Here is a 14,107-nt window from a genome sequence, read left to right on the forward strand (position 1 = left end):
GCCAATCGACATTCAGAAGATGACGAGCCGAGCCGAAGGCCACCGAAGGTAAAATGGTGGTTTTCCGTGACCCGGAGCGCAGCCTACTCAAAGTAGGTGAGCACCGGAAGCACGGAAAAGCGTCATTTGCAGGCCGTCAGGGCTGAATGTCGATGGCTCTAGCTTTTCGGCGGGACGCAGCGACCATCGCTCCCGCGCACCGGCTTTGCCGGACATGCCAGCGATCCGGCTACGAAGCGCAGGGATTTATCATCATTCGTCATTCGACATCATGCGGACCAGCACCCGCCGGTTGAGAGGATCGGCAGCGCCTCCCTCGGACCGGTGCGCGGGCGTGCGCTCCCCCGCTCCGGAGACCTGGAGGTTCGACAGGGGCACCCCCATCGCCACCAGATCCCTGGCCACGGCATCCGCCCGCATCAGGCTCAGCCGGTCATTATAGGCATCCGGCCCCGCGCTGTCGGTAAAACCCGTCACCGACAGCTTTTGGATGCTTCGCTCACTCCCCTGCAGGAATGCGGTCAGTTCGCGATGCGCGTCTTCGCGCACATCGGCCTTGTCGAAATCGAAATAGACCGTGAGCGTCGGCAGCTTCCGCACCGTAACCGGGCGTTGCGGATCGCCGGCCAGCGGTTGCGGCGGCGCGTAGACCATGTCCCGGCACACCTTGTCGCTCCAGGCCATTTTTTCGAGGCGCATCCTGCGGTCCCAATGCAATTGCAGGCGGCAAATCCGATATTCCGTTCCAGAACCGGTATAGAAATCAAGGATATAGTTCCAGCGCCGCTCACCAATCAAACCCTCATGGAAATGGGGCACGCCCAGCAAGGCATAGACCTGCCGCTTGGTCATGCCGGGCGTTAACAGGCGCGGCGTCTGGGGCAACAGAAACACACCCTCGCGGCGGGTGGCGCGACCGGGATCGGGGAAATCCGACAAGGGCGCGATGTCCGGCAGAAAGTCCGGCTCGGCCGCCGCCGCGGGCGACGGACACAGGACCAGTGCCAGCAGGGCCAGATACCGGCGCCTTTCAGAACGCGATGCCCATGCCGGCATTGGCGCCTCCCTGATTGCGGCTGTTATAGGTTGCGGACGCCCGCATTATGAAACGGCCATTATCCGACACCTTCGATATTCCCATGGCGACCGCATGTTCGCCCTGCCACGTGCTGACGCCCAGGCCCAGGGTGCCGCCGCCGGCCTCGGAAAATTGCGGTATGCCAGCCATCGCCATGGACGCGGCGATGCCGCCCTCCGCATCGCGGCGCAAATTGCGCAGGCCGCTGTCGAACAGATTGAAGCGCACATCCGTATAGGCGTTGGCGGCATCCACCGCCTGCCCCATTCCGCCTTGCAGCTGGCGCAGATTGACCGCGTCGGTCGGAGCGATGCCGTCGGCGACATGGGTGATCTGCCGCTCCGCCCCAGCGCTGCCGACCGACACCGTATTGGCCCGGTCGGCGACAGAAGCATAGCCAAGCGCGACGCTGCCCCGCGCGATCGCCTGCGCCTGCGTGCCCAGGGCCAGGCTGCCGCTGCCGGACGCCACGGCGCCCGCCCCCGCGGCCAGCGTGTCCGCGCCGCTCGCGACGGGCTTGGCATGGCCGGAGCTGTTGTTGACCTGGAGATACCCTGCCCTTGCTTCCTGAAGGTCGGTGATGGCGGTCACATTATAGGCCAGTTGCACATTGGTCGCGTAGAGTTGCGCGCCATTGACCGCCTCGGCCGATGCCGCGCTCAGTTCGCCCGCGGCAACGCCGCCGATCTTCTGGTCGACGCCGCCGCGCGCGGCATTATAGGCCTGGATCGCCGGATCATAGGGCAGCGCGTCCTGCGCCGCACCGCCACCGCCGCCGCCGCCGCCTCCGCCGCTCCCCGAACTGCTCAACTGCGACAGGTTGACCGCGTCGCTGCTCGTGGTGCCGGCGGCCAGATTGGCGATGGCCGTGCCGCCTGCGCCGCCGAGGATGATGGAGGATTTCGTCCCATCCTGATATTTGACGGCCAGATCGTTCAATATCGCAAGATCATAGCCTAGCTGGACGATGGCCGCGCTGTTCTGGGCGACAAGGTCGTTCGTCGCCTGCAATTGCGAGCCGTTGACCGCATCGGTGCTGGTGGCGTTCACTGCCCCACCTGCCCGGCAAGGGTAGCAGACCGTTGGGCCGATCATCATTGATCGAGCACAATCCATTGCATGCGGAAGAGGCGACAGCGTCGATTCGGTTGCCGCGCCCGGTTCAGGGATCAGGAAAGCGTCCCATGCTCCCTCCTCATCCTCCGCGATCCGTCGCCTGACTTCGGATACGGTTGTGCGCCGCGAGCGCATTTGCCATAGCGGCGACGGGTGTTCGCTTCGGCTGTCGGGCGGGCAGGTTGATAGCCGTTGGTCGGGCCGCCAGCGGGCTGATGACTTGCCGGGAGTTTTCTCGATGGCCCTCTTGCGTGTGAAGCCGCTCAGCGCCCTGCGCCAGTTTCTCAAAGGACAGGCCTCCGGCGGAATCATTCTCATGGTCGCGGCCGCGCTGGCGATGCTGATCGCCAATTCACCCCTCGGTCGGGCTTATGAACATCTGCTGCACAGCCGGATTGGCCCATTGTCCCTGCATCACTGGGTCAATGACGGGCTGATGGCGGTCTTCTTCCTGCTCGTCGGGCTGGAGATCAAGCGGGAGGTGATGGACGGGCAACTCTCCACCTGGCCCCGTCGAATATTGCCCGGCATTGCGGCGGCGGGCGGCATGGCGGTGCCTGCGCTCGTCTATCTGGCGTTGAACGGCGGTGCGACCGCGCGGGGATGGGCGATCCCGGCGGCGACGGACATCGCCTTCGCACTGGGCGTGATCGCGCTGTTGGGCAACCGCGTTCCCATTTCCTTGCGCGTCTTCCTGACGGCGCTCGCCATCATCGACGATCTTGGCGCGGTCGTCATCATCGCCTTCTTCTACACGGCAAAACTCTCGCTGATCGACCTCGGCGGCGCGGCGGCCGTCACCATCCTGTTGTTCGCGCTCAATCGTTCCGGCGTGCGCCGGCTCATTCCCTATCTGCTCATCGGCACGCTATTGTGGCTCTTCGTCCTGCGCTCGGGCATCCATGCGACATTGGCGGGCGTGATCCTCGCCTTCGCCATTCCGCTGCAAGGGACGCCCGGCAAACCGGATCTGGAGGAACATAGCCCGCTCCATCGGCTCGAACATCTGCTGCACTGGCCGGTGGGGTTCCTGATCGTGCCGCTCTTCGGGCTGGTGAATGCGGGCGTTCCCCTTCTCGGCCTTCGGGCGGAGGCCCTTGTCGCGCCGGTCACGCTGGGCGTCGGGCTAGGCCTGCTGGTCGGCAAGGTGGTGGGTGTGTTCGGCGCATCGATGCTCGCCATCCGGCTCGGCATGGCCGACATGCCTGCTCATGCGGGCCGCCTCCAGATGCTGGGCACGGCGCTCCTGTGCGGGATCGGGTTCACGATGAGCCTGTTCATCACGCTTCTCGCCTTTTCGAACGACGCGATGCTCCAGGCCGAAGCCAAGATCGGCATCCTCGCCGGCTCCCTGCTTTCCGGCTTGCTTGGCTATCTGCTGCTGCGGGTCGCCAAGGGAGACACGCCGGACCGCATGGAGGCTTGAAGCACAGCCGTGTCGCGGCCAAGGCCCGGTCCGTCAATCCGACCCGATCAGCGGTTCCGGCCCCACATAGCGAGCACGAGGCCGGATCAGTTTGCCCGTCCGGTTTTGTTCAACGGCATGGGCGATCCAGCCTGCGCTGCGCGCTGTCGCGAACAGGGCAAAGGGCGCCTGGGCAGGCATGCCGCAGGACAGGCAGATAGCCATCATGGCGAAGTCGATATTGGGTTCGACATCGGCCAGATCCTTCGCCGCTGCCCGCAATGCCGCCAGCGAGGCGGGCAGTTCGAAGCCGTCGAGCAGCGCTTTCGCCCTTATGTCGCCCTGCGGATAGAGTGGATGGCCGAAACCCGGCAGGGACCGCCCCTCAACCAGCCGCGCGTGGACAGCGTCCCGCGCGCCATGCAGCTCGGCTTCGGCGGCGAAACGCCGCGCCATGGCGCTCATGCCGCCATGGCGCGGGCCGGAAAGCGTCGAAAGGCCGGACAGGACAGCGGCGGCCAGCGAGGCGCCGGTCGATGCAGTCACACGCGCCGCGAAAGTGGAGGCGTTCAATTCATGATCGGCGACCAGTATCAGCATGCGGCGGATGAGGTCAGCCGTCGCGCCATGGGGGTCGGCGCCCCAACTGTTCGCCAGCCGCTGATGGATCGGGCCGGGCAGGACAGCGCCAGCGGCCGCATCCGCGATGAGGTCCAGCAGCAGCGCCGCTTCGGCAGCAATCATACCGTCGCTCGACCCCAGCATCGGCGGCGAGGCCGCGGCACGCCCCGCCAGCATCTGGTAGAGGCGATGGTGGAGATCGACATGGTCGGGCGGTGGGGTTCGCTCCATGTTGTCGGCGCCGGGTTGGTCTTCGCCGAGCAGCAGGCGAGCGACGGCTTCGAGCGGCCGATCCTCCGCTAGTCCGACGGCATCATGGCCGCGATAGAAGAAACGGCCGGCGCGCACCGTGGTGATCGCCGAACTCAGGACGGGCTCGCCCCAGGCGATGGCGGCGGACGCCACATCCGCCAGCTTGCGGCTGCGCCCGTTGCGGACGGCGAGTTCATCCACATCGGTCGCTCGATACAAGCTGCGGCGCGCGTCCGCTGGATGGGCACGCACCTGAACATGCCCGCGGCTGACATAGGCATAGAGCGTCTGCGCGCGAACGCCCAGGCGCAACTGCGCCTCCTCGGCGGATATCCAATCGCTCTCTTTCATATTGATTATATTTATCAAGATTGACCGATCAATGTCGATGGGGGCTTTTCCGGGCAAGCGAATATCCGGGAGATCGCCATGTCGAACACGCTTTTGGAAGCCTTTGAACGCCAATCTCATGCCTGCGCGACGCTGGGTGCGCCGTTCAGCGCGGCTGTGCTGGAACGGGCGGGCAGGGCCATCATCCCGGGCGGGATAGTGTCGCATCTGCTGGCGGACTGGAGCGGGGTTCCGGCCGATCGACTGGTGCGCGATGCCGTCGCGCTCCGGCTGCTGGCGAGCCTGCATTATCTGGTGCTGAGCGGGCAAGCGCCCGCTCTGGCAGCCTGCTACCCGCCTGCGGCAGAGGAACCGGAACAGGCCTGGGTGACGGCGGAGCAGGTGCTGATCGACCATGCCGGGCCGGTGGCCGCCATTCTGACACATGAGCCGCAGACCAATGAGGTGCGGCGCTCGGCATGCCTGCTGGGCGGGTTCCTGACGATCGAGCGCGAGGCCGGGCTCCCGCTACGCTGCTTTGAACTGGGCGCGAGCGCGGGGCTGAACAGCCTGTGGGATGCGTTTCGCTATGAGATCGGCGGGACGATCTGGGGCGATCCGGCCAGTTCCGTGATTGTCCCAAGCCGATGGGAAGGAGCGGCACCCTCGCTGGACCGGGACTTGATCGTGGCGGAGCGGCATGCCTGCGACCGTCGCCCGATCGACATCCGGCAGACGGCCGATGCCACCCGTCTGCTGTCCTATTGCTGGGCTGAGCAGCGGGAGAGAATGGAACGCCTGCAGGCGGCGGTCGCGCTGGGTCAAAGCGGTTCGCTGGTGGTCGAGGCGGAGAATGCAGCGCGTTTCGTGGAGCGCGCGGCACCTAAGACGGGCTTCGCGACGGTCGTGTTCCACTCGGTGGTCTGGCAATATATCCTGCCGGTCGAGCAGGCGCAAATCCTTGCGACGTTGGAGAGCCATGCCGCTGCCGCGACGGCCGATGCGCCGTTCTTCTGGCTCCGGATGGAACTGAATGAGACCGCGCGGCAGTTCGAACTGCGGCTATGGTCGGGGCCGGGGCACGATCGGCTGCTGGCTGTCGTCCATCCCCATGGTGAATATGCCGTCTGGCAGTAAGGAGCCATAGAAACAGACGAAAACAACGCGCTATTCCTAATTTTCGGTCCTCAGGTCCGGACGGTCAGCTGTCTCATGCCACGCCCCTCAAGATGACCTTTGACCGATGCGGCCGGAGATCGGCGTCGATCAGGCGCCTAGGTGCCGATGTTCGATCATGTCGGTGATCTTGTTCGCGAGTTCGGTCATCACAAATGGTTTGGTGATAACCTCCATGCCCCTCTCAAGATGACCGTTGCCGACAGCGGCATTCTCCGCGAACCCGGTTACGAAAAGCACCTTCAGGTCCGGGCGACCGACGCGGGCCGCGTCGGCGATCTGTCGGCCGTTCATGCCTCCGGGTAATCCGACATCGGTGATGAGCAGGTCGACCCGGACGTCGGATTGAAGGATTTTCAACCCTGAAGGGCCATCTTCGGCTTCGAGTGCGACATATCCAGCCTCTTCGAGCACCTCTATTATGAGCATGCGAACGGTCGGTTCGTCGTCGATCACGAGCACGGTTTCCCCGGCGCCCGTTTCCGGGATCGGCGATTCCGCCGCCGCGGCGTCGTCCGCGACATCGCCGGAGTAGCGGGGCAGATAGAGGCACATCGTCGTTCCCTGCCCCGCTTCGCTGTAGACGCGAACCTGGCCGCCGGACTGCCGCACGAAACCATGGATCATCGAAAGACCCAGACCCGTGCCCTGGCCGATCGGCTTGGTCGTGAAGAACGGATCGAATATCCGGTCGGCGATGTCTTTCGGTATGCCTGTCCCCGTGTCGGTGACGCACACCGAGATATACTGCCCCGGCGGCAGGTCGCGTTCCCGCCCGGCGCGATTGTCCAGCCACTTGTTCGCGGTCTCGATCGTCAGTTTGCCGCCGTCGGGCATGGCGTCGCGAGCGTTGATGGCGAGATTGAGGAGCGCGCTTTCAAGCTGGACGGTGTCGATCCTGGTTGGCCAGAGGCCCGCGGCGCCGACGACCTCGACCTTGATGGCCGGGCCGACGGTGCGGGCGATGAGGTCCTCCATACCGAAGACCAACCGGTTCACGTCGGTCGGTTTGGGATCGAGGGTCTGGCGACGAGAGAAGGCGAGGAGCCGCTGGGTCAGCGCCGCGGCGCGCCGGGCGGAGGTCTGCGCACCGTTGATGAAGCGCTCTATACCCTCGGTCCGGCCTTCGGAAAGGCGCCTTTCGATGATTTCCAGGCTGCCGATGATGCCTGCCAACAGGTTATTGAAGTCGTGGGCGATCCCGCCGGTGAGTTGTCCTATCGCCTCCATCTTCTGCGACTGGCGCAGCGCCTCTTCCGCTTCCGCGCGTTTGCGGATTTCGGCCTCGACCTGTTCTTCCAGCCGCTCGTTAAGCTGGTGCAACCTGTCCTCGGTCGCCTTCCGCTCGGTAATGTCGATCACGGTCCCGACAAACCGCGTTCCCTGGTCGGTATCGAAGATCGCGCGGCCGTTCGCGGAAATCCACCGCTGCCGTCCGTCCTCGATACCGATGGTGCGATATTCTATGTCGTAGCGGCCCATGCCCTCGGGATCGATCGCTCGCCGGACGGCCTCATCCGCGCGCTCCCGGTCGTCAGGATGAATTCCCGCGATGAAGGAGCCCGCATAGGTGACTGCCGCCTCCGGGGATAAACCGAAGAGTTGCTTGCACCGAACGTCCCACCGAAGTTCGTTCGAGGCGGGGTGGTAGTCCCAGGTGCCGATTTCAGCCGCTTCAGTGGCCAGCCGCAAGCGCGCTTCGCTGTCGGCCAGCTCGCTCTCCGCCTTCCGCCGTTGTGTGAGTTCGCGTTCGAGCGCCTGAAACAGCCTGGCATTATCGATTGCGACGGCCGCCTCGGCCGCCAGGCCTTCCAGGCCCCGTTCCGACCGATCGTCGAAGACGCCGATATCGGCATGGCCGAAGAACAGGCCCCCGATCACCTCTCCGCTACGCGAAATGACCGGCACGGCCAGATAGCTGCGCACGGGCAGATGCCCCTCGGGCATGCCCTTGCGTGGCGCATTCTGCCCGTAACGCGGGTCCCTGGTTATATCGTCGGAGCGAACGATCCCTTCGCCTGAGAAGGTCGGCGCGAACACCGATGTGTTGCGCGGCATCGGAAATTTGGAGAAGGCCTCGGCCGGCGCCCCGGACAGGGTGTAGAGCATGTAGCTCTCCCCGGCCTCATTCTCGACATTGTAGAAGAAGGCGCCGAATTCGGCGCCGGTCAGCTCGACCCCCGCATCGGTGACGATCTGGACGAGTTCCTGAAGATCGGTCTTGGCCGCCAGCGCGGAGCCGGCCCGATTGAGTATCTCCAGCGCGCGCCGCTCTTCGGAGATCGCCTCCTGCGCTTCCCTGCTTTTCGTGCGATCATGCAAAATCTTCGTGAATCCGACCACGGAACCAGCCTGATCGCGGATCGGCGACATTTCGCCTACGGCCCATATCTGCGATCCGTCGCGGCAAATGCGCCAACCTTCCGTTCCGCCGCCACGGCCGACGGTCAGCGCGTCGGTCATCTCTTGTCGGAGCGCCGAGGCGCCCTCTCCGGGAGGGAACAGGCGCTCCAGCGTCTCGCCCAGAACCTCAGAGGCGGTCCAGCCCAGCATCCGGGACGCGCCCTCGTTCCAACTCGTCACCCGGCCTTCGAGATCGGTGGTGACGATCGCCGTGCCAACCGCGCCATCGACGATCTGGCGCCATTCGTCAGCGCTGATCGCGCGCGACGGTTCTGGCTTTTTCATCGATCCCCCGGGAAAAAATTCTTCTGATGCTGGACGCAAACGCAAAACGCCTGAACTGGTTGCAGACGGGACGGTGGGACCGGGCCGATAATCTCGATCGAAGACTCATGGCAACCAGATCGCCGGTGAAGATTTATTGCGATGTTGAAACTGATTTGAGGTAGCCCGTGGCCGACAAGGATGGCGCAGAAGCGCCCGTCAATCCCAACGAAGCGACCGGCGAGCCAGCCGGCGATCTGGAAGACACCAGCTCCTATAGTCCGACAGGTGCCCGGCCGACGCATCACTGGAAGCGATCGACCGTGGCGGAACCTGGGCTCGACCAGCGCGGTACGGTGTTCTTCGCTGCCTTGCAGATGACGCGGATGCCGATGATCCTTACCGATCCGCGCCAGGACGACAATCCCATCGTCTTCGCCAACAAAGCGTTTCTCGATCTGACAGGCTATGAGGAAAGCGAAGTCGTCGGCCGCAATTGCCGTTTCCTGCAGGGGGCCGACACCGACAGGGAAACCGTCCGCGCCCTTCGCGAAGCCGTAAGGGCGCAGGAAGCGATTTCCACCGAAATCCTGAACTATCGCCGCGACGGCAGTCCCTTCTGGAACGCGGTGTTCGTGGCGCCCGTCTATGATGACGACGGCACGCTCCTCTATTTCTTCGCCAGCCAGCTTGACGTCACGCGTCGGCGCTCCTCTGAACAGGCTTTTCGTCAGGCGCAGAAGATGGAGGCGATCGGACAACTGACTGCCGGCCTGGCGCATGATTTCAATAACCTGCTGCAGGTGGTGACAGGCAATCTCGACATCGTGCTCGGAGACGATCTGAACGATGCCCAGCGACGGATGCTGGGCAATGCTGCCCGGGCTGCCGAGCGCGGCGCGAGGCTGACGCGCCAGTTGCTTGCCTTCGCGCGCAAGACCCGGCTCGAGCCGCGCCGGATCAACATGAACGAGCTGATCCACGAATTCGGCGATTTGATCGACAATACCGTGGGGCCGCAGATCAGGCTGGTCACCGCGCTGGAGCGTCGGCTCCCGGCGGTGCAGATCGACCCCACGCATCTTGAGATGGCGGTGCTCAACATCCTGATCAACGCCCGCGACGCGATGCCGGGCGGCGGCACCGTGACGATCGCGACCGAGCTTTGGAAGCTGAACGGCAACGCGGCGGCGCATGGCCTTCCCGAAGGGGATTATGTCGTATTGAGCATCCGCGACGAAGGCCATGGCATGAGCGCCGAGGTTCGCCAACGCGCCACCGAGCCGTTCTTCAGCACCAAGGGCAAGGAGCGCGGCACCGGCCTTGGCCTGGCAATGGTCCACGGCTTTGTGCAGCAGTCGCTCGGCCGTCTGGAAATCGACTCCGAGCCGGGGCAGGGAACGACGATGCGGCTGCTCTTTCCCGTCGCGCCGCCCGAAGAGGCCGTGTCCGGCCCCGTGCGGCCCATGCCAGCGCCGGCGATTTCGGGTGAAGCCGGAGGACAGACGATCCTGCTGGTCGAAGACAGTGACGATGTCCGCGCGCTGGCGAGCGAGCAACTGGCTGCGATCGGGTACCGGGTCATTCCTGTCGCAAGCGGCGAGGAAGCCCTCCTGAAGCTTGAGAATATCAAGGTCGACCTGCTCTTCACCGATATGGTCATGCCGGGTGGCATGAGCGGCCTGGAACTGGTCGAGAAGTTCAACGAACTATATCCGGAAACGCCAGTGCTTATGACCACGGGCTATAATGAGGATCTGGTCGCCGACATCCCGCGCGGCACGCGGCTCGACGTGATCGGCAAGCCCTATCGTCGCGAGGAGCTGGCGGATCGCGTAAGGACGGCTCTGTCACGCCGCACCGTCGTCAGGCGGGAGGAAAGTCCGTTTGGCGCCAAGGAGGGGTGATGGGCTGAATCCCCACACGCCCTAGAATGCTGATTTAAAAGCTTGTGGCACTCCTATTGGATAGGACGGTATCCTCAGCTAGACAGCGACCATGCGGGGGCTGGACATTGCGATCGCCGGCTGCGGGCCGTGCGGACTGGCAGCGGCGCTGCTGCTTCATCGTGCCGGACATCATGTAACGCTGTTCGAACGCTTCGATACGCCTCGACCCATCGGGTCCGGCTTGATGCTCCAGCCCACGGGCATGGCGGTCTTGTTTCAATTGGGATTGCTGGAGGAGGCTCGGGCGCGGGGCGCGCGGGTCGATCGCCTTTTCGGCAAGGCGGGCAGGCGGATTGTCCTCGACGTCCATTATGCGGCCCTTCGCCACCGGGAAATGTTCGGCATTGGCATCCATCGTGCCAGCCTGTTCGCGATCCTGCATGACGCCGTCCAGCAGGCGGGAATCACCGTCCATACCGGACGCACCATGACCGGGAGCACACCCGTCGGAACCAAACGCACCTTGTGCTTTGCCGATGGAGAGACGAGTGGCCCCTATGATCTCGTCGTCGATGCGCTGGGCACGCGCACAGCGCTGGCGCCGCCCACGGGCCGGGAACTGGCCTATGGCGCACTGTGGGCAAGCCTCGACTGGCCGCAGACCGCCGCATTCGATCCCCACGCACTCGCGCAGCGTTACGAGCGCGCCAGCGTCATGGCGGGAGTCCTGCCCATCGGAACGCCGCCCGGCGCGACGATGCCCAAGGCTGCTTTCTTCTGGTCGCTCCGCGCGGACCGGCTGGACGACTGGCGCGAGGCCGGGCTGGCGCCATGGAAGGCGCAGGTTGCCAAGCTATGGCCCGACTGCATGCCGCTGCTCGATCAGATTCATGATGCTGACCAACTGACCTTCGCCCGCTACGCCCATCGGACCCTTGCGGCTCCAGTGGGACCGGCGCTGGTCCATATCGGCGATGCCTGGCACTCCGCCAGCCCTCAGCTGGGACAGGGCGCCAACATGGCGTTGCTCGACGCCTGGGCGCTGGCCAAGGGTCTAGCAAAGAAGAATGGTGTCGATGAAGGGATTCGGCACGCCATCGAACTGCGCCGTCGCCATGTGCTGACCTATCAATGGCTCACCGCACTGTTCACCCCGGTCTATCAATCGGACAGCCGTCTGCTGCCGTTGATCCGCGACCGCGTGGTCGGCCCCTTGTCCAAGCTCTGGCCGGCCACCGCCATACAGGCGGCGATGGTCAGCGGGCTGGTCGGCAATCCCCTGCCGCCACTGGGGCTAGATGGCGATTGGACGGTTGGGATGCCCATGGCGGAGGCTGCATGAACGATGCGTCGAGCGATAGCGACGGCCCCATCATCGTCTTCGACGCCATGTGCGTGCTCTGCTCGGCCAATGCCGCTTTCGTGCTGCGCCATGACCGCGCCGGTCGCTTTCGGCTCGCGTCCATGCAAGGTGACATTGGGGCCGCGCTCTACCGCCAGTTCGGGATCGACCCGGCCAATCCGGAAAGCTTGATCGTGGTGGAAGACGGCCGCGCCTTGCGGGACAGCGATGCGGTGCTGGCCATATGGGCGGGTCTGGACCGCCCCTGGAATAGGCTGGCGGCATTCCGTATCGTTCCGCGCTGGCTGCGCGATCCCGTCTATCGCTGGATTGCGCGCCATCGTTATCGGCTGTTCGGGAAGCGGTCGACCTGTTGGATCCCGACAACGGAACAGGCCCGCCGCATCCTGTGAGCCGAATCTTGCTCCTTGGCGGCTATGGCGGCTTTGGCGGGCGCATCGCGCGGCGTCTCGCCGCTGCAGGGCATGAGGTGCTGGTCGCTGGACGGTCCATCGACAAGGCCCGCGCCTTTTGCGGGGATGCGCCCAGCCTGATGCCGCTGGCACTGGATCGCAGTCGGATCGCCACCGCATTGGAGGAGCATAGGCCGGACATAGTGGTGGATGCCTCAGGCCCCTTTCAGGCGATGGATCATGCCATCGCCAAAGCCTGCATTGCTGCCGGGGTTCACTATGTCGACATCGCCGACAGCCGCGATTTCGTGTGCGGCATCGGGGCGCTGGACGATGCCGCCAGAGCCGCAGGCGTCATCCTCCTCTCCGGCGCTTCGAGCGTGCCGGCGCTGTCGGGCGCGGCGGTGCGTCATCTGGCGCAAGGCATGGACAGGGTGCGCGCGGTCGAGATGGCGATCAGCGCATCCAACAAGGCGACGGCAGGTCCGGCGGTTTCCGCCGCCATAGCAGGACAGGTCGGCCAGCCCCTGCGCATCTGGCGCGGTCAGCACTGGGCGAAAGCCTTCGGATGGCAGGAGATGCGTTCCGTCCAGTTCCGATGCGCGGGAACGGAGGCGATCACAGGTCGCAAGGTCGCGCTTGTCGATGTGCCCGACCTCGCCCTTCTGCCCGAAAGGCTGGCGGGACGCCCAGCCGTCGCCTTCCGGGCGGGTACGGAACTCCGGTTCCAGAATTGGGCGCTCTGGCTCGCCAGCTGGCTGGTGCGTTGGCGGCTCGTCGCGACTCTCGCGCCGCTCGCGCGCTTCCTTCACCCTCTCCAATCCCTGACCCGGTCGCTGGGCAGCGATCGCTCCGCCATGATCGTGCGCCTGTTCGGTGACGTGGCTGGCCAAAAGGTCGAGCGCCGATGGACGCTGATCGCCGACCGGGGCGATGGCCCGGAAATACCGACATTGTCCGTGGCGCCCATAGTAGCGCGCATCCTGTCGGGACAGGAAGCCGCAGGCGCCCGCGATGCCGCAGAGGCGCTGACGCTGAGCGATTATGCCGATGCCTTCGAAAAGCTGGCCATCCAGCATGATACGGCGGAACTGCCTGCTCCGCCGCCCCTATATGACCGCATCATGGGTGATCGCTTCGGACAGCTCCCCCCGGAGGTGCGCGCCATTCATGATGTGTTTCGCGATGGCGGCGCAGCGGGCGAAGCCACGGTGACCGGCGCGTCGAACCCGGCCGCGGCATTGATCGCGCGGATCGTGGGCTTTCCCAAAGCCGGTACTCATCGCCTGCATGTTCATTTCCATGAAGCCGACGGCCGCGAAAGCTGGACCCGCAATTTTGGAGGGCGACGCTTTCAGAGCCACCTCAGCCAACGGGGCCGCTGGCTTGTCGAGCGCTTCGGCCCGTTCCGCTTCGCCTTCGATCTTCCCGGCGACGCTCAGGGATTGACCATGATCATGCGGCGTTGGTGGATCGGTCCCCTGCCCCTGCCAACATGGCTTGCCCCGCGTTCGTCCGCCCGCGAATGGGCCGAAGGCGGGCGCTTCCATTTCGATGTGCCCATCGCATTGCCCCTGATCGGGCGGCTGGTCCATTATCGCGGATGGCTGGAACCGGCGACAATCCGATAGCAGGCCACGCTTTCGACCACTGGCTGCAATTTGGAACATCGATCCTTATCGGACGCTCAGTCTTCGTTAGCGTCCGCGCTCGTGGTGTAATTTCTGGTGTAGATTGAGATGATCGCATGGGGTGGGGCATGCCGCACCCCATGCGATTTCGATCTCGGTGGCCACCGGGCTCATCGGTAAGGTGGAG

At 64.8% G+C, this 14,107-nt stretch carries 10 protein-coding genes; 6 read left to right on the forward strand and 4 right to left on the reverse strand.

Annotated features, from left to right (window positions below; all coding sequences use genetic code 11):
* Positions 1-252: 252 nt before the first annotated feature.
* Together A8G00_RS22600 and A8G00_RS22610 are read right to left on the reverse strand one after the other, a co-directional pair.
* Positions 253-1,056: an OmpA family protein gene (locus A8G00_RS22600; protein WP_103001754.1), complete on the reverse strand. Its 804-nt coding sequence runs from the start codon at positions 1,054-1,056 to the stop codon at positions 253-255.
* A complete protein-coding gene (locus A8G00_RS22610) occupies positions 1,031-2,128 on the reverse strand; it encodes a YadA-like family protein (protein ID WP_172451955.1) in 1,098 nt (365 codons plus the stop codon). The genes A8G00_RS22600 and A8G00_RS22610 overlap by 26 nt, the downstream gene beginning before the upstream one ends.
* Positions 2,129-2,432: 304 nt before the next feature.
* Here A8G00_RS22610 and nhaA point away from each other — a divergent pair, with 304 nt between their 5' ends.
* The gene (nhaA, locus tag A8G00_RS22615; protein ID WP_103001755.1) at positions 2,433-3,620 is read left to right on the forward strand and encodes a Na+/H+ antiporter NhaA; all 1,188 of its coding nucleotides are present in this window, start codon (positions 2,433-2,435) and stop codon (positions 3,618-3,620) included.
* A gap of 33 nt (positions 3,621-3,653) precedes the next feature.
* On the opposite strand, the gene A8G00_RS22620 is transcribed toward nhaA, so the two are convergent.
* Positions 3,654-4,823, reverse strand: coding sequence for a citrate synthase (locus tag A8G00_RS22620; protein ID WP_103001756.1), 1,170 nt, complete (start codon positions 4,821-4,823; stop codon positions 3,654-3,656).
* A gap of 78 nt (positions 4,824-4,901) precedes the next feature.
* On the opposite strand from A8G00_RS22620, the gene A8G00_RS22625 reads away from it, so the two are divergent.
* Entirely contained in the window at positions 4,902-5,939 is a 1,038-nt protein-coding gene (locus A8G00_RS22625) for a DUF2332 domain-containing protein (protein ID WP_103001757.1), read from the forward strand.
* A 129-nt stretch (positions 5,940-6,068) separates the two neighbouring features.
* Here the strand turns inward: A8G00_RS22625 and A8G00_RS22630 are convergent, their stop codons facing one another.
* Positions 6,069-8,666, reverse strand: a complete 2,598-nt coding sequence (locus tag A8G00_RS22630) for a PAS domain S-box protein (protein WP_103001758.1) — start codon at positions 8,664-8,666, stop codon at positions 6,069-6,071.
* Between the two features lie 167 nt (positions 8,667-8,833).
* On the opposite strand from A8G00_RS22630, the gene A8G00_RS22635 reads away from it, so the two are divergent.
* The 4 genes from A8G00_RS22635 (at position 8,834) to A8G00_RS22650 (ending at position 13,920) form a co-directional block, all read left to right on the forward strand.
* Positions 8,834-10,552 carry a histidine kinase famiy protein gene (locus tag A8G00_RS22635; protein ID WP_103001759.1) on the forward strand — a complete coding sequence of 573 codons (1,719 nt, stop codon included), beginning with the start codon at positions 8,834-8,836 and terminating at the stop codon, positions 10,550-10,552.
* Positions 10,553-10,643: 91 nt separating this feature from the next.
* Positions 10,644-11,876 carry an NAD(P)/FAD-dependent oxidoreductase gene (locus A8G00_RS22640; RefSeq protein ID WP_103001760.1) on the forward strand — a complete coding sequence of 411 codons (1,233 nt, stop codon included), beginning with the start codon at positions 10,644-10,646 and terminating at the stop codon, positions 11,874-11,876.
* Entirely contained in the window at positions 11,873-12,289 is a 417-nt protein-coding gene (locus A8G00_RS22645; RefSeq protein WP_048578556.1) for a thiol-disulfide oxidoreductase DCC family protein, read from the forward strand. The genes A8G00_RS22640 and A8G00_RS22645 overlap by 4 nt, the downstream gene beginning before the upstream one ends.
* Positions 12,286-13,920 (forward strand): SDR family oxidoreductase, encoded by a 1,635-nt coding sequence (locus A8G00_RS22650; RefSeq protein WP_103001761.1) that lies wholly within the window; start codon positions 12,286-12,288, stop codon positions 13,918-13,920. The genes A8G00_RS22645 and A8G00_RS22650 overlap by 4 nt, the downstream gene beginning before the upstream one ends.
* Positions 13,921-14,107 lie beyond the last annotated feature (187 nt).

It is taken from the genome of Sphingobium sp. SA916 (genome assembly GCF_002894065.1).
GTDB classification, from domain to species: Bacteria; Pseudomonadota; Alphaproteobacteria; order Sphingomonadales; family Sphingomonadaceae; genus Sphingobium; species Sphingobium fuliginis.